Here is a 25243-nt window from a genome sequence, read left to right as displayed (position 1 = left end):
ACCGGGGTCTGGTATGCGGACCTCGCTCCCGTCGATCGGCCACCCACACGGTTGGCCTGCGGGCCGTGACCGCTTCGACGCCGTCGTCGGGAGGCCGCGCTCGATGCGGACGGCGTCCACGTACCTGTCCCCCACCGCCCGTGTGGGGCGCCGGCCCTCAGCGCCGCCTACGACCAACAGCCGACCCGCCCGACCGTTGCCGTCGACACCCCTGCTCACAGTCCTGAACGTCACGGAGCAGTTCCGCTACCAGGGGCAGCCCTTGGGCCACCCCTGGTAGCGTCGCCGGTGTCAAGCCTTCGACCATGAGGGGCCGACCTAGATTGATGGTCATCAACGTACCCGTCAGCAGGCTGTTCGGGCTCGGACTGGCCCGGTGGAGGACGGCGGATTCGCGGGACTCGTCTTCCTGGTCTGCCGAACCGCAGATGAGCCTCGGGTGCAGCTGGACTTTCTCCGGAGTTGGAGTAGTTTCCACGACCTTTCGGGACGTTACCTCGCTGTCGTCACTCCCGCGCCGGACGCGGCTCTCATTGTTCAAGGGCCTTCGCGCGAAGGTGTGGGGCAGGTGGTCCAGAATCTTCGACTCCATGGAGACGAAAGGAGGCTGCAGAGCCCTTCAGGAAACCGCGTCCGCATGACGGAGAACCCGGAGGACGGCTCCATGGCCCGCAGTGCACCGGTCATCCCACGTGACGAAGGAGAACACGGGTCCGCCGTCACCCGCGTCGCGACGGAACTCCAGGAGTTCTTCGGAATCTCCGAATCACTCCTCCCCTGCGCGGTCGTCGTCGAGCCCAGGGAACGCCGGGTGTTCGCGGTCGGATTGACCGAGCGGATCACGTTGTACAGGCTTCTGAAAGAGTTGAAGATCGCGATGGAACCCGGCATCGCACGCGTCAATCAAGCCCGGTCCGAAGTGGCCCGGGCAAGGGAGGATCTAGCAGGCCGGCGACGTCGCAGGTGGCAGGCGACCGAGCCCTACGGTCCCGCCGATCGCGGCAGGATCGCCCGGCGACTCCGTGAGGCCGCGGAGGGGATGGACGATGACGCGGTGCGGCTGAGCCACTGGCTCAGTGACCGCCTCCTGCTCGCTCGGCCCTTGACCACCGACGAACGACAGCAAGCTGACGCCTTGTTCGCCCTGCTGCACGGACGCTTCGGCGTATTGCCTCTGCGGGAGCGGCGCGGGCTTCTCAGAGCAGTGAGACGAGCGGTCGACAAGCTCAACAGCCTGGATGATGTGCCGGGCACGCCCCCTGAGCCCTGCACCGACGCAGACCTCAGGGTGGTCGACAGCCAGATTCGTCTGAGCCGGGAACGTCTGCGCACCCGGGAGGCCGGGCTGCGCCGCGCTCTGCGAAACATCGCGCTCAGCCCCCTCGTGCTGTCTGTGACACGCGGCCTCGGGCTGGAACAGGAGACCACCCGCGGCCTGCTCACCTGGCGGCAGTGCACCTGGCCCGTCACCGTGCTTGCCGCGCCGGAACGGCGTCGTCCCACCATCAGCTACGAGTGGGCATGAGCGGCCGCCCTCCAGCCCAGGGCCGCTTCCGGGCGCTGCTGCTCGACCAGCTCGCGGACGAACGGGTCACGAAGAACTCGCTGGAACAACGAGGCATCGCGGTCATCGCCAGCGCGGGGACCCTGGTGGCCATCGTTCTGGGCTTCGTCATGCTGACCACGGGCCAGGACGCTCCCGCATCGGGCGTAACCGTGACGGCACTGCACGCCACCGCTCTCATCGCTCTGGTCGCCGCCTCGGTCGCCGGACTCTGCGTCAATCTGCCGGCCCGGGTCGCGAAGGTCGCGGCCGGGGATCTGGTGAATGTGGCGGTCGAAGAGAGTTGGGACGCACACGACGACGAGAGTTCCCGCGAGGAGTTTCGCATCCTTGCGGACATGTTGTCCGGGCTGAGATCGGTCAATCGGAGACGGGCCCGAACGCTGCTCGCTGCGTTGCTGGCCGAGGTCCTGGCACTGGCGTGCATGAGCGCCGCCACAATCCTGCCTCTCCTCACGGACCGGTAGACGTGCGTCAACCGATTGCTCAGTGACGGCTCGCTGACCTGCCGGAGCGTCCTTCCTCCCTGCCACGGAGCCGTCCTGCCGGCCGGGGTCGAGAGGCCGGAGCCTTTCACGCGTTCGGCTCGTTGATGCGGACCTGACTGGTGTCAGCCTGTCCGGGGCGGCGCTGCACTCGGTGGGTCTTGCGTTTGCGTTCACCACGGCGTCAATCTGCAAGACGTTGAACTCCCGGGGGCGTGCCTGTCCGGTGCGACGTCGCAGGATGTCGACACACGGGGCGAACCTGCGAGGAGCGGATCTGCGCGGCGGGGATCATCGGGTACTGGATACTGATCCGTTCTCACCGATACCGCCTCTCGACCATGTGATCACCCGGCCCGGGGGCATCCGGCCGCGTCACGTATGCACATGTCAAGAATGGCGAGGTAGATCGCGGCGTGGCCGGCCGGTAGAGGGCAGCCGGGTCCTCGGGGACCTGAGCGGCATCGCTGCTCGACCTGCCGCCGCTCTTCGGCCTCCCGCCGGCCGCAGACGTCCAGGCCGTCCACACACAGCTGACCTGCAGCTGTTCAGGATGAAAGAGGCTCAATGGGGAGCGGTACCGTGGCACGGAGCCCGGTAGCACTTCACTCCGATGAATGATCTTGTTCGTTCGCCAGGAGATTGCGACGACCAGGAGTTCCGGCCACCTGGTCTCGACCGATGATCTTCTGCGAGCCAGGGCGTCCCGTTGCAACCGCCCCGGCCTGAGACGATCAGCAGGACCCGTACGAATGAATGCAGAGGTGGGGAACATGGCCGGTCTCGTACTGCTCGGTGTCTTGGCGCTCGCAGCTGGCGGGTGTGCGTGCGTGGTGTGGGCGGAGCGCGGCGGGCCCCGCTGGGTCCGCTACGTGGCGACCGTGACACTCGCCGCGAGCGAGTTGGTGCGTCGGTCCGGGAAGAACCGGCGCCGGAGCCTGAACCGGTCCACCGGCGACGGTGATTAGGCAGTTTCGTTTGGACCGTCGGGTGGGCCAGAGGAAGATGCCCGCGCTGCGGGGTCCGGCGAGGTAGATGGCGGCGGTCCTCTCCTAGCGGGTGGCGATGCCTCGTCACTGCTTGACGGTTCCTGCACCCCTCGGCGGTGTTGCGCTGCTTGCAGGTCTCGCGGTCGGGAACTGGCGGCCTGCCGCCTTGGCTGCCTCGACGCAGCCGGGTGGCCGCGCTGGTCTGCGGGGACGAGGCCCGCGGCCCGGCCTCCGCGCTTGCGCAGGTGCTCGCGGACCGCGCGGAAGGAGTACGCCTTGTCCGCCGGGACCAGGTCCGGCCGGGTGCGAGGCCGTCCTCACCGACGCGGAACACGCGGGCGGAACATGACCTCGGTGAAGGCAGGTGCATCACCGGCCTGTCCGGCGGTGAGGACCGACGAGGGGCCGGCAGCGGGCATCGGCGGCGGGGCGGATCTGCGTGGTCAGCCCGCCGCCGGGGGGCCGATGGCGTGGTCGCCGGGTTCGCCGGCCGGGGCCCTTTCTTACGGTCCCCGCCCGCGTGCTGGTGGGCCCGCACGACCGTGGAGTTTCCCGAGACGGCCCAGCCGAGGTCCTCGTCCCCGTCGGCCTGGGCCACCAGGGCGGTGAACACTCGCTCCCAGGTACCGTCGACGGCCTACATCCGCAGCCGGTCGTAGACACCCCGCCAGTTGCCATACCTCTCCCGGCAGGTGCGCCCATTGCGTACCGGTCTGGAACTTGCAGGCGATCGCGTCGCTCACCTCACCATGGTCAACGCCGGCGCCCACACCGCTTCGGCGTCCGGTCCGGGATGAGGGGCTCGATCCGCGCCCACTGCGCATCACTCGACGCCACGCCCAGACCACCGACCGACTGATCCGGACGAAACTGCCTAATTGAGCAGGAACTCATGGGGTTCTCATCCAGGACGGTGGGCGGGGTAGGCACCGCATCCGTGCAACAAGGGCGCCGGCTAGCGTCGCGACCGGGTGGCGATCACGGTGGTGGCCGTGCCCGCCGCCCCGTACAACGTGTACAGCAGGCCCTGGCCCAGGAGCTCGCCGCGCTTCACCTCCTGGGCGTACTTGCGCTGGCGAAACGTGGCCGTGCCGGTCGAATCGCCACCGTGGTAGTTGTAGTCGAGCACGCAGGTATAGCCCTGCCGCATCTGCCCGGGGTGCTCCTCGCCGTCCTCGCCCAGCTGGAGCCACGGGCAGTCCGGGCCGCCGTGGGCCGCCCCGGCCCTCAGCAGGGTGATCACCCCCCACGCTAGCGGGACCACGAAAAATGCGATGACCATTCCGCGCAACCTCATTGCGGCACCCTATTTGATCCGAAAACGGTTTGTGTTCTGGGTCGTTGGACGTGTGTGAGCGGTCTGGTGGGGGACGCACGACATCTGTCGCCTTCGGCGCAGGAGGCCCTTCGGTTGCGGGCGGTGGCCGCGTTGGCGGCGATCCGGGACCGTGAGGACGTGGCGGCAGTCTTCGGGGTGTCACTGAAGACCGTCAAAAAATGGTGGGCGAAGTGGCAGGCAGGCGGCCGGGAAGCGCTGGTGATGCGCCCTCGCGGAAAGCCGGTCGGGGTGCGTCAAGTGCTCGGGGAGGCTGAACAGGCCGCAGTGCGGCAGACCGTCCTCGACCGCCGGCCCAGCGAAGTGGGCCTGGGCGGGCAACTGTGGACGCGTCGGCTGATCGGTGAGCTGATCGCGAAGCTGTACCGGGTGAAGCTCACCGAGCCTGGGGTGGGCAAGTACCTCAAGCGCTGGGGGCTCTCTTTCCAGCGCCCGGACAAGCGGGCCGTAGAGCAGGACCCCGAGGCCGTCGCGCAGTGGCATGCCGAGAGCTGGCCAAGGATCGGTGCGAGGGCGAGGGCCGACGGTGATGAGGTCCTCTTCGCCGACCAGGTCGGGATCCGCTCCGACCAGGTCACCGGCCGGACCTGGGGAGAGAAGGGCCGAACCCCGATCGTGCGGCGGAGCGGCAACCGATTCTCCGTGAACGCGATGTCCGCGATCAGTACAAAGGGCCGGATGCACTTCATGGTCTTCACCGAGAGCTTCACCGCCGAGGTGATGTTTCGCTTCCTGGACCGGCTCGCCGGCCAATTCGGCCACGAGAACCACCTCGTGGTCGACGGGTACTCCGCCCACCGCTCGAAGAAGGTCCGCGACTGGCTCGCCGCCCACCCCGACGCCGTCGAGCTACACTTCCGCCCCGCCTACTCACCCGAGCTGATCCCGGACGAACTGGTCAACGCCGACCTCGAGCACAGCCTCCCCAAGCAGCACCAGGCCCGCGATCAGACGTGTCCGCCGACACCTGGAGTTTGCCGTTATGCCGTTGCCGCGTCTCGGAGTCGTCATTGTGACGATGGGCACTCGCCCGCATGAGCTCGAGGCTCTCCTGGCCTCCGTGGCGAAGCAGGATGCTCCGGCAGCGCGGGTGGTGCTGGTGGGGAACGCGACGCCGCTCACGGACGTCGCGACGGACGCGACCAAGGTGCCGCTTGGGGAGAACCTGGGCTGCCCCGGTGGCCGCAACGTCGGGCTGAAGCTGCTGCGCGAGTCCGGCGACGTCGACGTCGTCATCGAGCTGGATGACGACGGGCTCCTCATCGCCGATGACGTGTTCGGCCAGACCCAGCAGCTGTTCGCGGCAGACCCCAAGCTCGGGATCATCGGCTTCCGGGTCGCGGACGAGAGCGGACACACAGAGCGACGCTGGGTGCCGCGCCTTCGCGCCGACGATCCGATGCGCCGGGGCCAGGTGACCGCTTTCCTCGGAGGTGGCCATGCCTTCTCTGTCCCGATGCTGGAACGGATCGGCGACTGGGCCGGCGAGTTCTTCTTCGGGCATGAAGAGACCGACTTGGCATGGCGTGCTCTGGACGACGGCTGGAAGATCCTTTATGAGCCCGACCTTGTACTTCAGCACCCCAAGACCTCCCCGGCCAGACATGCGGTCTACTACCGCTTCACCGCGCGAAACCGAGTCTGGCTTGCCCGGCGCCGGCTCCCCCTCCCCTTGATCCCGGTCTATCTGGGCGTGTGGATCGTGCTCACTCTCTCGCGCCTCCGGTCCCTCAGCGGGCTGAGAGCGTGGTGCGGCGGCTTCGTGGAGGGGCTCCGGAGTCCGTGCGGTTCCCGCAAGGCAATGAAGTGGCGCACGGTGTGGCGGATGACGCGCCTGGGGCGCCCCCCACTGGTCTGAGCATGGGGACGGAGTCCGCAGGCGACGATCAGGAACCAGGGAGCACGGGTCCACCTGTTGGTCTTGGGGCAGGTTTCGAGTATCTCCTGGAGGTGCTGGACGGACCAGAACCTCGGTCGGGCAGGTTCCTGACGTGACAGGGCAGGCCGTGCCGGACTCCCGCTCGTTCACTGTCGGGAACTCGAAAGGATCGGCCTTCGACCCGTGAGACCGTGCCCTTCATGGTGGGGGCGGTCAGACAGATCTGACAGGTCACCGCGCCTTCGCGACAGGCTCGAGCTCAACCGAAGGGTGCGTCTGAGGACCACACGCCGAACCACTGCTCCGCACCCCACTCCTCGAACCGCTGCACTTCTGTGAACCCCAGCTTCGCCGCGAGGCTCATCGAGCGGTTGTTGCCGGTCTGCGTGCAGAGCACCACCGGCTCGCCGGGGAACGTTCCGGCAAACCAGTCGAGTGCTGCTGCGCATGCCTCGGCGGCGTACCCGCGTCCCCACGCTTCCGGTAAGAACATATAGCCGAGTTCGGCCTCCCCGGCCTCTGGACGGATGTGCCCCGGACGCTCCGCACCGCGCCGGTCAAGAAGCGTGATCGTGCCGATCATCGCCCCGTTGAGAGCGACCACGAAGAGACCAGGACGTCGCCCAGGCACCTTGGGCACCGCGCTTTCGAGCTCTTCACGCGGACGAGGACCACCGAGGTAGGCGTGTACCTCTTCCGAGGCGAAGAGCTCGATGAAGGCCGCACGGTCCCAGGCCTCGGACTGGCGGAGCACGAGCCGTTCGGTCCGTATCGAAGAAGGCGGCCAGACGACGGGGCCGAGCTCAGTCATGGCGGGCAACCTATCGCTCCCTGCGAGAGTGCTCCAAAGGAACAACTCGCGGAGTCCGGCTCCCGGCGGGTCTCTGGATCGGAGAACCGCACGAAACGGCCCAGCGCATGGATCCGGCGTTCCGGCGCAACGGCTTCCTTCCCTTGTCCAGCGCAACGGCTTCCCTTTCCTCTCGCATCGGAAGACTCGGCTGTGCTGTGAGAGGGCGGTACGCGAGGTGGTCCGTTCCGCAATGAGCATGGGGCCAGGTCGCCGGTCATGGTCTCGACGGCTACTGATTCTCGTGGCGCCGCCGGCGTCGACGTCGGTGAGGACAGCGAGCTTGGCGAAGGGTTTCAGTTCGGCGCGGGTGTCTTCGATGTACTCGGCAGCAGTGCGCGGCCAAGGGCTTGGCGGACGTCTCGGGCCGGAGGGGCCGGCGGCTTCGTTGCAGGCGGCCGGCACGCGGGAGCGGTCCGGGTGCTCGGGCAGCTCCCTCCGCGTCAAGACCTCTCTACGGGCTTCCGCAGGCCGGCACTAGGATCTTCGGCATGGCGAAGCGCAAGGTGGAGCGACGGGCGCGGAAGATCCTGGGCGAGGAGCCCGTGGCCTTGGTCTGGTGTGAGATCCGCACCGTCCCCGCACCACCCAAGGACGTGCACCGCGCAGCGGGCAAAGGACCCCTGAAGTCGCGCCACCATTGGTTGTGGTACGTCGGGGTCGTGGTGTTCTGCTTCGTGATCGTACCGATCATCTTGATCGACACACTCGGTCGCAAGTTCGACCAACTGCTGTCGGGACGGAGCCGTGGCGGTCAGACCGGACAGCCGCAGTCCCCACCCGACACACAGCGCTCCGGCCGTCGCCGCTCTCGCAAGGGGGACCGCGGGCAGGACCCGGCCGACGGAGTCTTCGACGGGGACTGGGACCTGACCGCGGGCCAGCTGCTGCTGCGTTGGTACGGGCACTCGCCCAGTCCCAAGCGCCTGGTGATGCTGACCCGCAACCGTGTCTGCGTGGCCGCGTCCCCTCGCCGTCGGCTGTCGCCGACCAAGGCCGACGACTTCCGGACCATCACGGAGTTCACCCTCGACCAAGCCAGGATCGAGGGTGAGGCGGGCCAGCCTCGCGGGTACGCCACCTTCCGGCTCGTCTTTGCCGACGGTTCCTGGCTGGAGATGGGCCAACTGGGCGAGCCGGAAGACGCCGATCACTTTCTGCGTACGGTCAGCGGCTGATCGGCTCCTCACGCTGCCACGGCCGCTCAGGCCTCTTCTCCCTCGAAGTCCCCATCCCCGTCGGCGACCGAACGGACCCTGGTCGAGCCCCGTCGTCCTGCTGGATGCCCCAGTACGAACCACGCGCAACCGGACGGTCCCCAGCCAGGGCGGTCCTGCTCGCCCGCCGTCGGTCCGGCTTCAGGTGTAGCGCGCGCAGAGGGCGTGGAGGTATCCCTCCAGCCGCCTGGTCAACAGGGCGGGAGTCAGATCGGCGCGGCCCACCTCGCGCCACGGGACGGCGACCTTCTTCGCGTCCGGAGCGAAGGCCAAGGCGTCCAGCAGCCGCCAGTAGAGATGGGCGGCGGGCTCTTCGGCCAGCGTCCCTCCCGCCGCAACGTAGCGGTCGGCGAAGTCCATGCCCGCGGAAACCCCGTGCAGCAGAGCCAGGGCCGTCGAGCAGTGGGCCACGTCCAGGTCAGCGGGCCCCCAGGAAGTCTCCACCCAGTCGACGACACCGCTGATCCGCAGACCGCCGCCCTCACCGGTGAAGAGGACGTTGCCGGGATGGAAGTCCCGGTGCAGAAAGCATGCCTGGTATTCCGGGGGCTCGTGGCGGATCACGTCCACGGCCCGCTGCCACAGCTCAGGCTGATCGGTGTCCTCCGGCGGACTCACCCGCTCGGGAGAGGTCCACGCCTGATATTCGCGCGGCCGCGCCTCGGCGGTCACCGGCAACCGGTGGATGCGCAGCAACTGGTGGGCCAGCAGTTCAGCACGCCGGTCGGCCCCCTCATCGCCCAGGCGCACGGTCCCGGGCAACAGGGACATCAGCAAGGACGGATGGTCGCAGTGCTGCGCTGTCGCGTCCACGGCCACCAGCCTGGCCGCGGGCACGCCCGTGCCGTCGAGCAGACGCAGAACGGCTGCCTCGCGAGTCAGCAGGCCCTGCGCGTGGCGAACGTAGAAGGGATTGACGAAGGACCGCAAGACCAGCGACCGTCGACCGTCCCGCCCACAGATGTCCAGCCGCCGCATCTCCGACGTCCAGCCTCCGCGCAACGGCGCGACATCCTCAATCCGTTCCGCCCCGGACAGTCCCTTCTCCACCCAGCCCCGTGTCGCGCCCCACCCCCGGTCATCAGCACGACCACTGCTGTGCTCGGCCCCCTCGTCCACAGCCATGGATACAGGCTACCGACCCCGTCGATGCAGGCGTGTGGCTCCCATTCACAACTCCTGACCACTACTCGCCGCACACGACAGCCACGAATCGGTTCGGAGGGCGCCCGTGCCGCTTCTGTTCCAACGGCAGAACGGACCCGTGCCTTACAGGCCGGTCATGACTATGTCGCTGTTCTCGCCGAGAGACGTGGTACGCGATCACCAGGCCGACACCCATCAGCGCGGGGAGGTCCGGCCCGCGGTGGGTACCAGGAAACGACCTGGCGGCGCGGGCCGAGGCCGAGGAGCATGCCGACCGCCGAGCAGAGTTCGGCTCCCGCGGACGACGCCACGGAACGCCTTCCCCGCAGCCTCCCGGCAGGCAGGAAGCCGCTCTCTCACGGTCGGGCCGTCGCCGAACTCCCTCCACGCCTTCGGCGCCGTCCATGGTTGTCGCTCCCCGGCGACCGCCACCAGCAGCAGGTTCTCCGGAGGCACCCGGGGGAGCACTCGTGAGCCACACGTGTGGTGGCCGGCTGCGGCGCCGAGGACGACCTCATGGGTGGGCTGGCGCTCCTTCCTCTGAGCCTTCTGGACCTCAGTCTCCAGGTGTTCGCGCTCCGGGAAACCTCACCGCCTCATCGGTGCCCGGGCACGACGTCCCTCGCGTCGACAGCCGCTGCCGGCCCAGGCCGTTGTCCCCCGTGCGAGCTACCCGCGACGACCACTGCGGGGGGACGTTTCGGGGTGGGGGTCGCGCCTAGCGTTGTCCCGGTCGAGGGGGCGTCTTGGCCTCCGGTCCAGGAGGAGAGGCATCATGTCGCCGTGGGGTGCACCGCCGGTGCAGTGGTTGAAGCGTCAGTTCTCGCAGGCACCGTTCGTGTCGACGCGTCGCGTGTGGCCGACCGGGGTGCGGCTGGCGGTGCTGGTCGTGCTGTTCCTCCTGGTGACAGGGCTCGCCGCGGGGATGCGGAGCGTGGCGGGCGACAATCCGGTGCTGTCCCTGACGTTCGGGGTGGCGGCAGCGGTGATCGCGCTGGCGGTCTACGCGGCGGCGGTTCGGTTCCTCGAACAGCGCCCCGTGTCCGAACTGGACACCGCCGGTGCCGTGCCCACCCTGCGGCGGGGTGCCCTCGTCGGGCTCGGGCTCTTCACCGCCACGCTCGCGCTGATCGCTCTGTCCGGCGGCTACGGCACCCGAGGCGGAGTGTCCGTCGGTGGCGCCTTCACCGTTCTGGGGATGATGGTGGGCGTCGCGGTCGTGGAGGAGATCCTCTTCCGCGGCATCGTCTTCCGTCTCGTCGAACAGCTCACCGGCACGCTGGGCGCGCTGGCGGTCTCCGGCGTGCTGTTCGGAGCGCTGCACCTGGTGAACTCCGGCGCCACGGTGTGGGGAGCGCTGGCCATCGCGGTCGAGGCCGGCCTGATGCTCGGCGCGGCCTACGCGGCCACCCGCACTCTGTGGCTGCCGATCGGTCTCCACCTGGGCTGGAACTTCGCCGTGAGCGGTGTCTTCGGCGTCACGGTCTCCGGCAACCAGGACATGCCCGCCGGGCTGTTCCACAGCGTGCTGTCGGGACCCGCCGCGATCACCGGAGGCGACTTCGGGCCGGAGGCCAGCGTCTTCGCGATCCTCGTCTGCGCGGTCCCCGCGGTCGTGTTCCTGCGCTCGGCAATGCGCCGGGGGCGCCTCCACTCCCGTGGCCGACTCCGGTCCGAGGAGACGCGCACGGTGTCCTGACCCGCCGCGACGGGCCGCGGCCAGCGGACCGACGTGACTCACGGGTGTACCGGGAAGCGGCGGCACGCCGGCCCCGCCGCCTTCGAGGGCGCGTCGTCGTGGTCGTGGGCTCCGCGGAAGACTCATGCCGTCGCCGAGGGGCGGACACGCGCCACCACCTCGCCGTCTTCACGCGACTGCGCGAACCCCTGGGGTCGGCTCGCTTGTCGGCCAACGGGTGTACCGCGTGCGGCGGGTGCGTCGGGCTCCGGCCAAGACTGCTGCCCCTCTCCCGTGAAGCACGGAGCACGGTCAGGCTCGCGGCCCGGTGCACAGGATCCCGGACCGCTCATGCCCGCTCCCCGTTCCCGCTCCCCGCCAGGCCGGCCCGGTAGGCCAGGACCACCGCCTGGACGCGGTCGCGCAGGTCCAGCTTGGTGAGGATGCGGGAGACATAGGTCTTCACGGTCTCGGGACTGAGGACCAGGGTGGTGGCGATCTCGGCGTTCGACAGGCCCTCACTGATCAGGAGGAGGACCTCGTGTTCGCGTCGGGTGAGAGCCTTCAGGCGCTCGCGCTCGGGCGGCACGGGGGCGGCGGCGGGGCGCAGACGCTCGGCGTGGCGGCCGATCAGCGCGCGGGTAACGGCGGGTGCCAGGAGGGCCTCGCCGCGGGCGACGGTGCGTACCGCGTTGATGAGCTCGGGCGGTGCGGCGTCCTTCAGCAGGAAGCCGCTGGCGCCGGCGCGCAGGGCCTCGTACACGTACGCGTCGACGTTGAAGTTGGTGACGATCAGGATTCTCGCGGGGCTGCGGGAGGCGGGGCCGGCGAGGTGGCGTGTGGCCTCGATGCCGTCGAGCAGGGGCATGCGGACGTCCATGACGATGACGTCCGGCTTCAGCTCCTCGGCGCTGCGGACGGCTGCCCGGCCGTCGGTGACCTCCCCGACGACCTCCATGTCGGGCTGTGCGGACAGGATCGTGACGAAGCCGGCGCGCACGAGGGCCTGGTCCTCGCAGATCAGCACCCTGATCGCGGTGGCGGAAGCGCTCATGCGCCACCCCCTGCGGGTATGCGCGCGTGCACGCGGAAGCCGCCTTCGGGGCGAGCGCCTGCCGTGAACGCGCCGCCCAGCGTCTCCACCCGTTCCCTCAGGCCGGTCAGGCCCCGTCCTCCTGAGAGGTGAGAGCCGTCCTCACGCGGGGCGGCGCTCCCGCAAGTGCCGCCCTTCGTCCCGGCGGTGATGACCTCGACCTCCGTCCAGTGGGGGGTGTGCGTGAGGCGTACCAGCGTCTGTCGACCCGCGGCGTGCTTCACGGCGTTCGTGAGGGATTCCTGCACGGTGCGGTAGGCCGCGAGCCGGGCACCCGTGGTTATGGCGGGCTGTTCCCCCTCCTCGATCAGTTCGACGGGCTGACCACCCGCGCGCGTCTGCTCCACCAGATCGGCCACTCGTCCAGGCGTGGGCGTCCGTCCCTGAGGTTCCGCGTCCCCGGTCGCCTCCAGCACGCCCAGGAGGAACCGGAGTTCCGCGAGCGCCCGACGGCCGGTGCTGTTGATGGTCTCCAGAGCGCTGTTGAGCCGGTCCGGGGAGGCGGTGAGGTACTGGGCCGCGCCGGCCTGCACCACCATCGCCGTCACATGGTGCGTCACCACGTCGTGCAATTCCCGGGCCATGCGGTCGCGTTCCTCGGCTACGGCCACCCGAGCAGCCAGCCGCCTGCGCACGGCCTCGCGCTCTCGTTCCCAGCGCACCAGGGCACCCAGTCCCCACACCGCCGCCAGGACCAGGGGGAAGAGCAGGTAGTCGGTCACACCGGCGGGCGAGCCCAGCATGTGCAGGACGACGCCGAAGAGCACGTAGGCGCCCGTCGCGGCCAGGGGCACGGTCCGCCGGAAACGCGTCTGGTGGGCACCGACGGAGTACAGCGCGACGTACAGCCCGAGGCTGCCGAAGGTCGGGGGGCAACCGAGGCACTGGTGAACCGCGAAGGACGTACCCACCACGGCGAGGCAGGCGCCCGGCCACCGCGTCCGCACAGCGATGGGTAAGCACTGGCCGAGTGTCAGCAGCACGCTCACGGCGGAACCACCGTGCACGGGGAGGTCACCGAAGCGTGCTCCGATCAGCGCCAGAGGGGGCGCGAACGACAGCACCGTGAAGACGAGCGCGAACTCCCGGTCCTTGACCGTGGCAGGACGCGCCTCCCACCACCGCACCAGGAGGCGCAGTCGGGCGTTCGCGGCGGCCGGCAGCCTCGCGTGTGCGGGGAGACCCCCCTCCTGCGCCGAGGAGGCGGACCGCACTCCTGGAGAGAACGCCACGGGCCCGTCGGGCACCGGCCCGCCCGAGCCGGAAGCGGTGTCGGGCCTGGCCGATGGTGCCGGGACCGATGGATCACGCACTGCCTGGTCCTCCGTCATCACCCTGATCGATCACTTCCAGTGCTGAACAGTACGCGGCACGGGTGGCGGCGAAGGGGCCCGGGACGCCCCACCCCGGTGCGATCCGTCCGGCGAGTCGCACCACACGGCACCACGTGGCCGGGCGGAAGCCCGGCCCGCTCCCGCGGGGAACAGAGCCCGCGGCTCTTCCGGGGCCGCTGGGGACGCGGCAGCCGCCCGGCTCCGGCGCGGACGGTACGTGGTGCCGCCCGCCCCGGATCGTCCCGGTGCCGAAGGCCGCGATCGCCCCTGGCGGTCGCCCGGACGATGCCCGTACCGGCTCCGGTGATGACGGAGACGTCAGACGTGTCACCCTCCACGGGAGTTCGGGGGAGGCAAAGGTGCGTCGCTGAGCCGCGTGGCGGTCTCCAGCATCAGGGCGTGTACGAAGGCCTGGGGCAGGTTGCCTCGTAGCTGGCGCTGACCGACGTCGTACTCCTCGGCGTAGAGGCCCGGGGGGCCGCAGGCGGCGCGGTTGCGTTCGAACCAGCGCAGCGCCTCTTCCTGGTCGCCCTGTTGGTGCTCGGCCAGGGCCATCACGTATCCGCACAGCAGGAACGCGCCTTCGGCCTCGTGCAGAGGGCGTTCGTCGTGACGGAAGCGGTAGGCGTAGTGGTCGTCCGTCAGTTCCCGTGTGTAGGCGCGCAGGGTCCGAAGTGTCCTCGGGTCGTGGGCCGGCAGGGCGCCGCGCAGTGGGGGCAGCAGGAGGGCGGCGTCCAGACCCGGGTCGTCCGGGGAGCGCTGCCACCGGCCACTGGGGTGAGTGCTCGTGGCCGCGGCCTCGGCGAGGAGGGAGTCCGCGAGGGCGGTCCAGTGGCGGGAGTGCCCGGCGGAGGCGGCCTGGGCGAGGGAGCGCAGTCCGGCGGCGCAGATGAGCCGGCTGTGGGTCCAGATCCGGTCGTCGAGTTCCCAGATGCCGGCGTCGGGTTCGTGCCGCCGCGTGGCGATGGTGTCGGCCGCGATCTCGGCGGCGCGCCAGCCGTCGGCGTCCAGCCGGCCGTACCGGTGGGCGGCGGCGAGGAGCAGGAGTGCCTCGCCGAACACGTCGAGCTGGAACTGCCGGTTGACCCAGTTGCCGACACGGTCGTAGCCGCCCGGGTATCCGGGCAGGTCCAGCCCGCTCTGGTCGGGGATGCGACCGCCGGTGGCGGTGTAGGCGGGGGACGTTCGGGGGCCGTCCTGGTGCAGGCGCGCGGCGACGAACCTCACCGCGTCGTCGAGAAGGGGGTGGGGCCCGGCGGCGGCCACGGCCTGACCCGCGTAGCACTGATCGCGTAGCCATACGTACCGGTAGTCGTAGTTGCGGCCCGCCCGCGCACGCTCGGGCAGACTCGTCGTGGCCGCGCCGACCATGCCGCCCGCCCGGTCACGACGGGGGCGAGTTGCTGCTCGACCACCTGGGCGGTGGCCGCCGCGCCGTACGTCCAGCCCAGACCCGTGGTGGCGCCCGAGCGCACGTGGACGAGCACCAAGGTGGTGGACTGCCACGTCAGCGTGCCGTCGCCCTCCGGCGTGTCGGTGGGCACGGTGTACGCGACGGCGTCGACCGAGTCGACCACGGGCTGCGCCCCCGGTGCGGCGGGGGAAGTCACTTCTTCCTGCCCTGCCCGCCCGGGGTCTGGCCGCCGTGGTGGCCGCCGGGGAGGAATTCCTGCACCTTCGCCTTGATCCCCTGCTTGATCACGCCTCCGCGGTCGCTGTCGCCCTTGACGATCGCGGACACGACAGCTTCGGCCTGTTCCCGGGTGGCATGGGGCGGGATGGGGGGTACGTCCGGGTCGGTGCGGAAGTCGATCACGAAAGGCCGGTCGGCGGCGAGCGCCTGACGCCATGCCGCCTCCACCTGGCCGGGCTCCTCGACCCGTACGCCGCCGAGCCCGATGGACCGTGCGAAGTCGGCGTAGGGGACGTCGGGAATGGCCTGGGAGGGCAGGAACTGCGGGGCCCCGGACATGGCGCGCATCTCCCAGGTGACCTGGTTGAGGTCCTGGTTGTTCAGCACGGCGACGATGAGCCGCGGGTCCTGCCACTCCTGCCAGTACTTGGCGGCGGTGATGAGTTCGGCCATGCCGTTCATCTGCATGGAGCCGTCCCCGACGATCGCCAGGGCCGGGCGGCCGGGATGGGCGAACTTGGCACCGATGACGTACGGCACGCCGGGGCCCATCGTGGCGAGCGTTCCGGACAGGGAGCCCCGCATGGATCCGCGGATGCGGAGGTGGCGGGCGTACCAGTTGGCGGCGGAACCGGAGTCGGCGGCCAGGATGACGTCGTCCGGCAGGAGCGCGTCGAGGCTGTGCACGACGTGCTCCGGGTTGACGGGATCGGCCTCGACGGCGGCGCGGCGCTCCATGACGTCCCACCAGCGGGCGGTGTCCTTCTCGATCTTCTTGCGCCAGGTACCGTGCTTCTTCCGCTTCAGGTGTGGCAGCAGCGCCTTGAGGGTCTGCCGCGCGTCTCCGACGAGATTGACGTCGAAGGGGTACCGCATTCCGATGTTGTGCGGGTCGATGTCGATCTGGACGGCGCGGGCCTGGCCGAACTCCGGCAGGAACTGCGTGTACGGGAAGCTCGATCCGACGACGAGCAGAGTGTCGCAGTCCATCATGAGTTCGTAGGAGGGGCGGGTGCCCAGCAGGCCGATCGAGCCGGTGACGTACGGCAGGTCGTCGGGGAGGACGTCCTTGCCGAGCAGTGCCTTGGCCACGCCGGCGCCGAGGAGGTCCGCGACAGCCTCGACCTCGGCGCGGGCGCCGCGGGCGCCCTGTCCGATCAGGACGGCGACCTTCTCGCCCGCGTTCAGCACCTCGGCGGCCCGGTCCAGGTCCCCCTCGGCCGGTACGGGTGCGGAGGGGGACAGGCCGAGGCTGGAGGGCACCATTTTGAAGGCGTGCGTGGGCGGCGAGTAGTCGAGTTCCTGGACGTCCGCGGGAATGATGACGGCCGTCACCGTCCGCCTTCCGTAGGCGGTGCGGAAGGCCCGGTCGATGACGTTGGGCAACTGTTCGGGGACGGTCACCATCTCGCAGAAGTCGGAGGCCACGTCCTTGTACAGGCTCAGCAGGTCCACTTCCTGCTGGTAGGAGCCGCCCATGGCGCTGCGATCGGTCTGCCCCACGATCGCGACCACGGGGACACGGTCCAGCTTCGCGTCGTACAGCCCGTTGAGCAGATGGATGGCGCCGGGCCCCGAGGTCGCCGCGCAGACTCCGGCCTTGCCGGAGAACTTGGCATAGCCGACGGCTTCGAAGGCGGCCATCTCCTCGTGCCGGGCCTGGACGAACTTCGGGTCGTCGCCGGCTCGGCCCCATGCGGCGAGGAGGCCGTTGATGCCGTCGCCCGCGTAGGAGAAGACGTGGTCCACCTCCCACTCGCGCAGCCGCTGCAGTACGTAGTCGGACACCTTCATCGACACGGTTCCCTGCTCCCTTCTCCTGCGGGACCGGTGCCCCGCGGACTTGTCAGCGTTCGCGCCGGCACCGGCCCAGCAGCGCACACCCCACTACGGCAGCCGCTCCGGCGGCCGCGATCACGCCTGCCGTGAACAGGCGGGCGTCCCCGGCCGCGGGCGCCGGCCGGTTGATCGCCCTTTCCGGGTGGCCGGCGGGCGGCGGCCCGTCCAACCCGAGTGCCAGTGCCTCAGCCAGGTGCATGGCCCGCCGCCCGGTGCCGCCGTGCTCGATCTGGGTGCGGCAGCTGAAGCCGTCCGCCAGGACGAGCGTCTCGTCGGGTGCGTTCCGTACGGCCGGCAGCACGCCCTGCTCGCCGATCGTCATCGAGAGGGCGTGGTGTCCGCGTTCGAAGCCGAAGTTGCCGGCCAGGCCGCAGCAGCCCTCGTCCAGCACGTCGGCGTCGAGGCCGGCGCGGCGCAGCAGTTCGCGGTCGGCGTCGTACTTCGTCACCGCGTGCTGGTGACAGTGCTTCTGGACGACGGCCGACCGGGCGAGCCGTGGCGGCTGCCAGCCTTCCGGGGTGTCGTCGAGGAGCAGTTCGGCGAAGGTCCGGAACTGCGCGGCCAGCCGCTGGACGTCCTGGTCGTGCGGCATGAGTTCAACCGCGTCGCTGCGGAAGACGACGGTGCACGAGGGTTCGAGGCCGACCACGGGTGTCCCTGCCTCGATCCAGGGCCGCAGTACGTCCAGGGTGCGGCGCAGCACCTTCTTGGCGGTGGTCAGCTGTCCGGTGGAGATCCAGGTGAGTCCGCAGCACACGGCCTGGACGGGCACGGCGACGCGGAATCCCGCGTCCTCCAGCACGCGCACGGCGGCCTTGGCGATCGCGGGGTGGAAGTACGTGGAGAACGTGTCGGGCCACAGCACGACTGTCCGCGGATCGGCGGGGTCGGGTTCGGGGGTGTCGCGCGCGATCCACCACTGGACGAAGGACTCCCCGGCGAGAACGGGCGCTTCGCGTTCGCCGGCCATCCCGGCCAGGAGCTTGCCCAGCCGGGCGACCCCAGGGGCACCGAGTGCCGCGTTCGTCAGACGGGGCGCGAGGCGGGACAGCCGGGCCCACAGGGGGAGCCAGCCCATCGAGTAGTGAGCGGCGGGACGCGGTCGGCCGGCGTAGTGGTGGGACAGGAACTCGGCCTTGTACGTGGCCATGTCGACGCCCACCGGGCAGTCCGACTTGCACCCCTTGCAGGCGAGGCAGAGGTCGAGGGCGTCCTTGACCTCGGTGGAGCGCCATCCGTCGGTGACGGCGGAGTCGGCGTGGCCGCCGAGCATTTCGAACAGCAGCCGGGACCGGCCGCGAGTGGAGTGCTCCTCCTCGCCGGTCGCCCGGTAGGAGGGGCACATGACTCCGCCTTCGTGGCTGCGGCAGTTGCCGACGCCGACGCAGCGCATGACCGCCCGGGTGAAGGAGTGGTCGTCGTCGGGGTAGGCGAACGCGGTCTGCTCGCCGCGGGGGCGCCACAGTGGCCCCAGGCGCAGGTTCTCGTCGGCGCGGTAGGGGGCGACGGCCTTGCCCGGGTTCATCCGGTCGTCGGGGTCGAAGAGTCTCTTCATCTCGCTGAAGGCGCTGACCAGCCTCTCGCCGAACATCCGGGTCAGCAGTTCGCCGCGGGCCTGGCCGTCGCCGTGCTCACCGGAGAGGGACCCGCCGTAGGAGACGACGAGGTCGGCGGCGCGGAACAGGAACGACCGGAACGCCGCCACACCGTCGGCCCTCTTCAGCTCGAACGGGATGCGGGTGTGGACACAGCCCTGGCCGAAGTGGCCGTAGAGCGAGGCCGCGTCGTAGTCGAACTCGCAGAAGAGGGCGCGCAGGTCGCGCAGGTAGTCCCCCAGCCGGTCCGGCGGCACCGAAGAGTCCTCCCAGCCCTCCCAGGTCTCCCTGCCGTCCGGCGGCCGCGCGGTCACGCCCAGCCCGGCCTCCCGCGCGCGAAGCATCCTCTGCTCGCGTCGCGGGTCGTCGGACATCGACACGTCGGAGTCGTCCTCGCTCTTGCCCAGAGCGTCGAGGAGTTCACGTACCTGGGCGTCGGCGCTCTCCTGGCTGTCGCCGCTGAACTGCACCAGGAGCCAGCTCCCGCCCTCGGGGAACTCGTCCAGCGAGGCAAGATGGGAGTGCTCCTGCCGCATGAGCTGGGCCATCCGCCCGTCGATGGCCTCCAGCAGTTCGGGGGCTCCGTGCTCCAGCAGACGCGGCACGTCGTCGGCCGCGGCGCAGATGTCGCTGTACCCGAGTACGACCATGGCCTCGTGGGCCGGTACGGGCACCAGGTGGAGTTCGGCCCGCACCACCGTCACCAGGGTGCCTTCGCTGCCGACCAGTGCGCGCGCCACGTCGAAGCCCTTCTCGGGCAACAGCGAGTCGAGGTTGTATCCCGACACCCGCCGGGGGATGTCGGGATAACCCAGCCGGACGTCATCCGCATGGCGGTCGATGATGTCCCGCAACCCCTGGTACAGCTCGGCCCGGCGCCCTCCGGCCGCGACGACCTCCTGGTACTCCTCGTCCGAGGTGGGGCCGACCCAGCAGCGCGTCCCGTCGTAGGTCACGATCTCCAGGCGGCGCACGTTGTCCACGGTCTTGCCGTACGCCTGGGCGGAGGCCCCGCAGGAGTTGTTGCCGATCATGCCGCCCAGGGCGCAGTGGCTGTGCGTGGAGGGCTTGGGGCCGAACTTCAGCCCGTGTGCGGAGAGCTGTCTGTTGAGCTCGTCCAGCACGATTCCCGGCTCCACCACGCAGGTGCGCCGCTGGGCGTCGAGGGAGACCAGGCGGTTGCAGTACTTGGTCCAGTCGATGACGACCGCGGTGTTGGCGCACTGCCCGGCGAGACTGGTCCCGCCGCCTCGCGACAGCACGGGCGCACCGAAGCGCGCGCATACGGCGATGGCCTCGGCCCCGGCGTCCACGTCCCGCGGGACGACCACGCCGATCGGCACCTGCCGGTAGTTCGACCCGTCGGTGGAGTAGGCGGCCCGGCTCCCCGCGTCGAAGCGGACCTCGCCGCGTACCCGCTCGCGCAGGGCCTTCTCCAGCCCGGCCACGTCAAGCTCCATGCCGACGGCTGTTCCGGCAGGCCCTCCGCCGGTTCTCGGTACCGACTCCGGTTCCACCGATCCGCTTCCCTCTCACGCGCTCGACCAGGACGTATGACGCCTTTCCCGGGCCTTCGTGACCACACGCTCCCCGCAAGAGCTCGTACAGGTACACAACCTCATGTGTCCGTGTCAGGCATCCTGACCGCGCCTGGTCGCTGAACCGGGGGAACACTCGCCGCGCGAGAAGGGGAGGCTCAAGGTCCCGCCACCACCGGCCTGCGGCGCGCTGCGCAGGGCTCCCGCCGTGCGCGGCGACGGGGCCCGCCATCGGTGTGACGCCGGACTGCTCGACGCCCCGTCGCTCTCGTGGTGGCCGTCCGTGCCGCCACGGCTTGGTCCCGTCCCCTCGTCCGGTGCCGGGGACGCCCCTTTCGAAGGGCCGCATGGCCCGTACGGCGGCATCCCGGCGGCCGGTGCGTCCTGGCCGCCTGTTGCGTGCCGCAGCCACCTGAACCACCTTGGGCGGGACCTTCCCCGTTGCTCCGCGTCTTGGTGCTCCGGCTCGCCAGACCATGGAGAACCGGCGGTCGCAGCGGCCTCCTTCCCTCCGGCCGCGCGGCGGCGTCGAGCCGCTCGTGCAGCGAGTCCCGGCGCTCCGAATCGGTCGGGGCCCCCTACCTTGAAAAAACGCCGGGGAATGGCCGGCGTGGCGGGGCGGAGGTGCCGGCAGAGGGTACCTGTCAGAAGATCGGCGGACTGGAGGCAGTGATGGAGTCCTCGGTGGACCGGATCGGCGACCCCTGGGGCGGCCGTGTCCCGTACGGCCGGCACGAGCGGTGGCCGGTCCGGGTGGACACCTTCCTCGCCGACGGTGTGGAGCCGTCCATGGTGCAGCAGTGGGTGCAGGCGGCCTCGATCCTTCACTCGGACGGGGACGCCATGGACATCGCCGTCGTGGACGGCCGGATGGCCGGTGTGCGAGGGCGTGCGGTGGACCGGGTCAACCGAGGCCGGCTCGGTCCGAAGGACCTGTTCGGCTGGCAGGCCAACGCCTCGCCCGACCGGCTGACCCGGCCGCTGGTGCGTGAGGGCGGCCGGCTGGTGGAGTGCGACTGGGAGACCGCGATGGGCCGCGTCGTGGCCCGCTCACGGGAGCTGCTGACAGAGCGCGGCCCCGGCTCCCTCGGTTTCTACACCTCGGGCCAGCTGTTCCTGGAGGAGTACTACACCCTGGCGGTGCTGGCCCGCGCGGGCGTCGGCACCAACCATCTCGACGGCAACACGCGGCTGTGCACCTCCACCGCCGCGGAGGCCCTCAAGGAAACCTTCGGCTGCGACGGGCAGCCCGGCAGCTACGACGACATCGACCACGCCGACGTCATCGCCCTCTTCGGCCACAACCTCGCCGAGACCCAGCCGGTGCAGTGGATGCGGATCCTGGACCGGCTGGAGGGCGCCGAACCCCCGCGGCTGCTCTGCGTGGACCCGCGCCCCACCCAGGTGGCCCGCAAGGCGGCCGTGCACCTCGCCCCGCGTGTCGGCACCAATGTCGCACTGCTCAACGCCCTGCTGCACGAGATCATCCGGAACGGCCACGTCGACCACGCGTACGTCCAGGCGCACACGGTCGGGTACGAGGAGCTCGCCGCCCGGGTCGCGGAGTGCACCCCGGCGTGGGCGGCAGGCATCTGTGACGTCCCGGCCGCACTGATCGGCGAGGCCGCCGAACTCCTCGGCGGAGCCGGCCGGTTGCTGTCCACCGTGCTGCAGGGTGTATACCAGTCCCACCAGGCCACCGCAGCCGCCGTCCAGGTCAACAACCTGCATCTGATCCGGGGCATGCTCGGGCGGCCGGGCGCCGGAGTGCTGCAGATGAACGGGCAGCCCACCGCCCAGAACACCCGCGAGTGCGGCGCCAACGGCGACCTGCCCGGCTTCCGCAACTGGCAGAACGACGCGCACGTGGCCGATCTGGCCAGGGTGTGGAACGTGGAGCCGAGCACGATCCCGCACTACGCCCCTCCGACGCACGCCATGCAGATGTTCCGGTACGCCGAACAGGGCTCGATCCGCATGTTGTGGGTCAGTGGCACCAACCCGGCCGTCTCGCTGCCCGAACTCGGCCGCGTCCGCTCGATCCTCGCTCAGGAGCGGCTCTTCACCGTGGTGCAGGACCTGTTCCTCACCGAGACGGCACAGCTCGCCGATGTCGTGCTGCCGGCGGCCACCTGGGGCGAGAAGACCGGCACGTTCACCAACGCCGACCGCACCGTGCACCTGTCCGACAAGGCCGTCGAACCGCCAGGAGAAGCACGAACCGACCTCGACATCTTCCTTGACTACGCTCGCCGCATGGACTTCCGCGACAAGGACGGCGGGCCGCTGATCACCTGGGACGACCCGGAGTCCGCTTTCGAAGCGTGGAAGCGCTGCAGCGCCGGACGGCCCTGTGACTACACCGGCCTCACCCACGCGAGACTGCGCGAAGCCGGCGGCATCCAGTGGCCGGTCAACGAGCAGGCCCCGGACGGCACCGAACGCCTGTACACCGACGGCATCAGCTGGGCCCATCCCGACGTCTGTGAGAACTACGGCAAGGATCTGGAGACCGGTGCCGCAGACGGCGTGGTGGAGTACCGCTCCCTCAACCCGGACGGCAGGGCCATGATCAAGTCGGCCGGCTACCGGCCGCCCCACGAGATGCCCACCGAGGACCACCCCTTCCAGCTGACGACGGGCCGTACCCTCTACCACTTCCACACCCGCACCAAGACCGGCCGCGCACCGCAGCTGAACGACGCCGCACCGGACGTGTGGGTCGAGATCTGTGGGAGCGACGCCACGGCACGGGGCCTCGCCGAGGGCGACCTGGTCGAGGTCCGCTCACCCCGCGGGGCGCTGCGCGGCCGGCTGCGCGTCACGACGTTGCGCCAGGGGCTGCTGTTCGTGCCGTTCCACTACGGCTACTGGGACACGCCCGCCGGCTCGGGCCCGGACGCCACCACACCGGGCCGGGCGGCGAACGAGACGACGATCACCGACTGGGACCCCGCCTCCAAACAGCCACTGTTCAAGACGGCCGCGGCCGCCCTCACCCTCATCGAACGCGGAGACGGCGGGCAGGCCCCCGCCCCCACCACCACGGCGTCGGCACCGCAGGACACCACCGGCGTCCGGGCCACCACCGGAGGACCGGGAGCACGCGTGTCGCAGACACCGGCCGGCACCTGGGACGCGTCGGGAGGCGACCGGTGAACGGCATCCAACTGGCCCTGTGCGCCCTGCACCACGGAGAACGGCACCTGGCCGACGCGCTCCTGGCCGTGGCCGGCCGCCATCGCACGGAACACGAGGTCCACCACGTCGCCACCGACGTGGCCGCCTGGTCCCTGGAACACGTCCGGCGCCTCACCGAAGCAGCCGCCGACCACGGCCTGGACCCCGAGGATCCGGCCAGCACCGCCGGTGACGTCATGTCGGCCACGCCCCGGCACGAGGCCGCAGCGCCCCCGGACCACTCGCCCGGCCCCGGTCTTCTGCTCCTGCGCGACCTGAGCGACCTCCACCTGGCCGCGACGCACAACTCGCTGCGCTGGGAGATGCTCGCGCAGGCCGCACAAGCCGCCAAGAACACCGGGCTGCTCGACCTCGCCTCCTCCTGCCATCCCCAGACGCTCCGCCAGATGCGCTGGACCAACACCATGATCAAGAACCTGTCGCCCCAGATCCTGACGAGCCTGTGACCCTGGCCTCCGACCCGGCCGACGGAGCAGGCCCCTACGCCACCAGATGCGGACGAGCATGTGCGGCGACGGTGCGCAGACCCGCGTGCGAGTTCGCCCTGCCCGCTGGCCGTCGTCAGGGCGGCGACGGGCGCGAACGACGGCGGGCCCGCAGTCCTCCCCGAGCGGTCCGACCACCTCGGAGATCATTCCGTCCGGAGGTCTTCAGGCCGTGCTTCCCGTGCCGGAGGAGGCACGGGCGGACAGCTCTTCCGCCAGTTCCACACAGCGCAGGCGGGCCGGGGAGAAGGCGTAGGGCATCCTGCCGACGGCCTCGAAGGCGCTCATGGAGTCAGGCTCCCGCCTGCCGGAGCCGAGGTCGCCCTCGCCGTCGTCGGCGGTGGCCGGGTGCAACGCGTCCCAGGCGTCGAAGAGGGCGTCCTCGTCCTCGGCCAGGCCGGACTCCTCGATGACGGTTTGCAGGGCGGTTTCGAAGGCGTGTCGCTCGACGGCCACTTGCAGCACCCGTGGATCATCGACGGCGACGCTGTCGTCGAGTGCCTCCTCGGCGTCGTCGACGCGGTCGGAATCCTCCCGCAGAGCGGGATGCGTGGCCAGGGCGATGAAGCGGGTGGCCTGGACGGCCGCGCCCAGCGGGCCGAAGATCCGCTCAGTGACCAGCAGACTGTCCAGGTCCGCCTGGCGCAGGGAGCCCTCGGGCAGGCTCTTGAGGCGTTCGGTGACGAAGTCGGAGAGCAGGCCCATCCGGCTGCCTTCGGCGCGCATCCGCTGCACGGTAGTCCGTTGCCGCCGCAGTTCCGCCTCCTGCTCGGCGAGGGAATCCTCCAACCGCTCCAGGGTCCCCGCGATGCCGTCCCCGCTGTCCGCGCTGACGGAGGCCGTCCGGGGGGTGGTGAAGGCGTCACGGATGTCGTCCAGGGCGATCCCGGCGTCGGCCATCCTGCGAATCCACAGCAAGCGGACCATGTCCTCGTACCCGTAGCGGCGGCGGTCGTCGCCGCCCCGCTCCGGCTCGGGGAGCAGCCCGATCTCGTGGTAGTGGCGAATCGCCCGTGGCGTGCTGCCGACGAAGGCCGCCGCGGCGCCGATCTTGACCTGGCGGGGCGGCGTGAAAGACGAATGCATGAGCGGGGACCTTCCTCAAGGCAGCGGGACGTGAGTCCACCGGATCACATGCCGCCACGGAAGGTGCAACCCCCTACGCGCCGCGCCGACGCCGGGAGGCGCGCCTCCCCCGTGGTCACCGCGAAGCCGGCTGTCCGTTGCCGCTGTGGCCTCCGCACACCGGCGGGGGTGAGGTTCACGGCCGCTGACGCATCGCCGGGACCTGAGCCGTCACCTCTTGCCTCGGACCGCGGGTGGCGCACTGGGTCGCCACCAGCCCATGGTCGTCCGGTTCGGTGCGTGCTGACCGCGCCCC

General features: G+C 70.4%; 17 protein-coding genes and 2 pseudogenes. 10 read left to right on the top strand and 9 right to left on the bottom strand.

The window, feature by feature from the left end:
* The first annotated feature begins 637 nt into the window (after window positions 1–637).
* The 4 genes and pseudogenes from Sdia_RS16905 to Sdia_RS30190 all read left to right on the top strand — a co-directional run bounded on the left by Sdia_RS16905 (window position 638) and on the right by Sdia_RS30190 (window position 3017).
* Entirely contained in the window at window positions 638–1525 is an 888-nt protein-coding gene (locus tag Sdia_RS16905) for a hypothetical protein (RefSeq protein ID WP_189500215.1), read from the top strand.
* Window positions 1522–2031, top strand: coding sequence for a hypothetical protein (locus Sdia_RS16900; RefSeq protein WP_147289621.1), 510 nt, complete (start codon window positions 1522–1524; stop codon window positions 2029–2031). The genes Sdia_RS16905 and Sdia_RS16900 overlap by 4 nt, the downstream gene beginning before the upstream one ends.
* A 106-nt stretch (window positions 2032–2137) precedes the next feature.
* Window positions 2138–2650 (top strand): annotated as a pseudogene (locus Sdia_RS30755) (pentapeptide repeat-containing protein); the annotation flags it as partial.
* Between the two features lie 172 nt (window positions 2651–2822).
* Entirely contained in the window at window positions 2823–3017 is a 195-nt protein-coding gene (locus Sdia_RS30190; protein ID WP_115069681.1) for a hypothetical protein, read from the top strand.
* 976 nt (window positions 3018–3993) lie between these two features.
* Here Sdia_RS30190 and Sdia_RS16895 read toward each other — a convergent pair.
* Window positions 3994–4320, bottom strand: coding sequence for a hypothetical protein (locus Sdia_RS16895; RefSeq protein ID WP_189500214.1), 327 nt, complete (start codon window positions 4318–4320; stop codon window positions 3994–3996).
* Between the two features lie 69 nt (window positions 4321–4389).
* On the opposite strand from Sdia_RS16895, the gene Sdia_RS16890 reads away from it, so the two are divergent.
* Together Sdia_RS16890 and Sdia_RS16885 are read left to right on the top strand one after the other, a co-directional pair.
* On the top strand, window positions 4390–5412 hold the full coding sequence (locus tag Sdia_RS16890) for an IS630 family transposase (RefSeq protein WP_443098645.1): 1023 nt from the start codon (window positions 4390–4392) through the stop codon (window positions 5410–5412).
* Window positions 5357–6232, top strand: a complete 876-nt coding sequence (locus Sdia_RS16885; RefSeq protein WP_189500213.1) for a glycosyltransferase family 2 protein — start codon at window positions 5357–5359, stop codon at window positions 6230–6232. Before Sdia_RS16890 ends, Sdia_RS16885 begins: the two co-directional genes overlap by 56 nt.
* Window positions 6233–6512: 280 nt before the next feature.
* Here the strand turns inward: Sdia_RS16885 and Sdia_RS16880 are convergent, their stop codons facing one another.
* Entirely contained in the window at window positions 6513–7064 is a 552-nt protein-coding gene (locus Sdia_RS16880; RefSeq protein WP_189500212.1) for a GNAT family N-acetyltransferase, read from the bottom strand.
* A 530-nt stretch (window positions 7065–7594) separates the two neighbouring features.
* Between Sdia_RS16880 and Sdia_RS16875 the strand changes: the two genes are divergently transcribed.
* Complete coding sequence (locus Sdia_RS16875; RefSeq protein ID WP_189500211.1) at window positions 7595–8281, top strand: hypothetical protein; 687 nt, start codon at window positions 7595–7597, stop codon at window positions 8279–8281.
* Between the two features lie 180 nt (window positions 8282–8461).
* Here the strand turns inward: Sdia_RS16875 and Sdia_RS16870 are convergent, their stop codons facing one another.
* Window positions 8462–9445 (bottom strand): phosphotransferase family protein, encoded by a 984-nt coding sequence (locus Sdia_RS16870; protein WP_189500210.1) that lies wholly within the window; start codon window positions 9443–9445, stop codon window positions 8462–8464.
* Window positions 9446–10304: 859 nt separating this feature from the next.
* Between Sdia_RS16870 and Sdia_RS16865 the strand changes: the two genes are divergently transcribed.
* Window positions 10305–11165, top strand: coding sequence for a CPBP family intramembrane glutamic endopeptidase (locus Sdia_RS16865; protein ID WP_229831231.1), 861 nt, complete (start codon window positions 10305–10307; stop codon window positions 11163–11165).
* A gap of 328 nt (window positions 11166–11493) precedes the next feature.
* Here Sdia_RS16865 and Sdia_RS16860 read toward each other — a convergent pair whose 3' ends face one another.
* The 5 genes and pseudogenes from Sdia_RS16860 to Sdia_RS16835 form a co-directional block, all read right to left on the bottom strand.
* Window positions 11494–12198: a response regulator gene (locus tag Sdia_RS16860; protein WP_124288373.1), complete on the bottom strand. Its 705-nt coding sequence runs from the start codon at window positions 12196–12198 to the stop codon at window positions 11494–11496.
* Window positions 12195–13451, bottom strand: a complete 1257-nt coding sequence (locus Sdia_RS16855; RefSeq protein WP_229831216.1) for a sensor histidine kinase — start codon at window positions 13449–13451, stop codon at window positions 12195–12197. The genes Sdia_RS16860 and Sdia_RS16855 overlap by 4 nt, the downstream gene beginning before the upstream one ends.
* 447 nt (window positions 13452–13898) lie before the next feature.
* Window positions 13899–14951 (bottom strand): annotated as a pseudogene (locus Sdia_RS16850) (glycoside hydrolase family 15 protein); the annotation flags it as partial.
* Between the two features lie 226 nt (window positions 14952–15177).
* Window positions 15178–16998, bottom strand: a complete 1821-nt coding sequence (locus tag Sdia_RS16840) for a thiamine pyrophosphate-requiring protein (protein ID WP_100457148.1) — start codon at window positions 16996–16998, stop codon at window positions 15178–15180.
* A 52-nt stretch (window positions 16999–17050) separates the two neighbouring features.
* Entirely contained in the window at window positions 17051–20098 is a 3048-nt protein-coding gene (locus Sdia_RS16835; protein WP_124288370.1) for an FAD-binding and (Fe-S)-binding domain-containing protein, read from the bottom strand.
* Between the two features lie 750 nt (window positions 20099–20848).
* Between Sdia_RS16835 and Sdia_RS16830 the strand changes: the two genes are divergently transcribed.
* Window positions 20849–23335, top strand: coding sequence for a molybdopterin oxidoreductase family protein (locus Sdia_RS16830; protein ID WP_100457147.1), 2487 nt, complete (start codon window positions 20849–20851; stop codon window positions 23333–23335).
* On the top strand, window positions 23332–23823 hold the full coding sequence (locus Sdia_RS16825) for a hypothetical protein (RefSeq protein ID WP_100457146.1): 492 nt from the start codon (window positions 23332–23334) through the stop codon (window positions 23821–23823). The genes Sdia_RS16830 and Sdia_RS16825 overlap by 4 nt, the downstream gene beginning before the upstream one ends.
* A 204-nt stretch (window positions 23824–24027) precedes the next feature.
* On the opposite strand, the gene Sdia_RS16820 is transcribed toward Sdia_RS16825, so the two are convergent.
* Window positions 24028–24948: a MerR family transcriptional regulator gene (locus Sdia_RS16820; protein ID WP_189500208.1), complete on the bottom strand. Its 921-nt coding sequence runs from the start codon at window positions 24946–24948 to the stop codon at window positions 24028–24030.
* Between the last annotated feature and the right edge of the window lie 295 nt (window positions 24949–25243).

It is taken from the genome of Streptomyces diastaticus subsp. diastaticus (genome assembly GCF_011170125.1).
Lineage (GTDB): Bacteria > Actinomycetota > Actinomycetes > Streptomycetales > Streptomycetaceae > Streptomyces > Streptomyces diastaticus.
The sequence above is the reverse complement of the archived record's forward strand: the minus strand, read 5'-3'. Positions and strand labels throughout refer to the sequence as shown.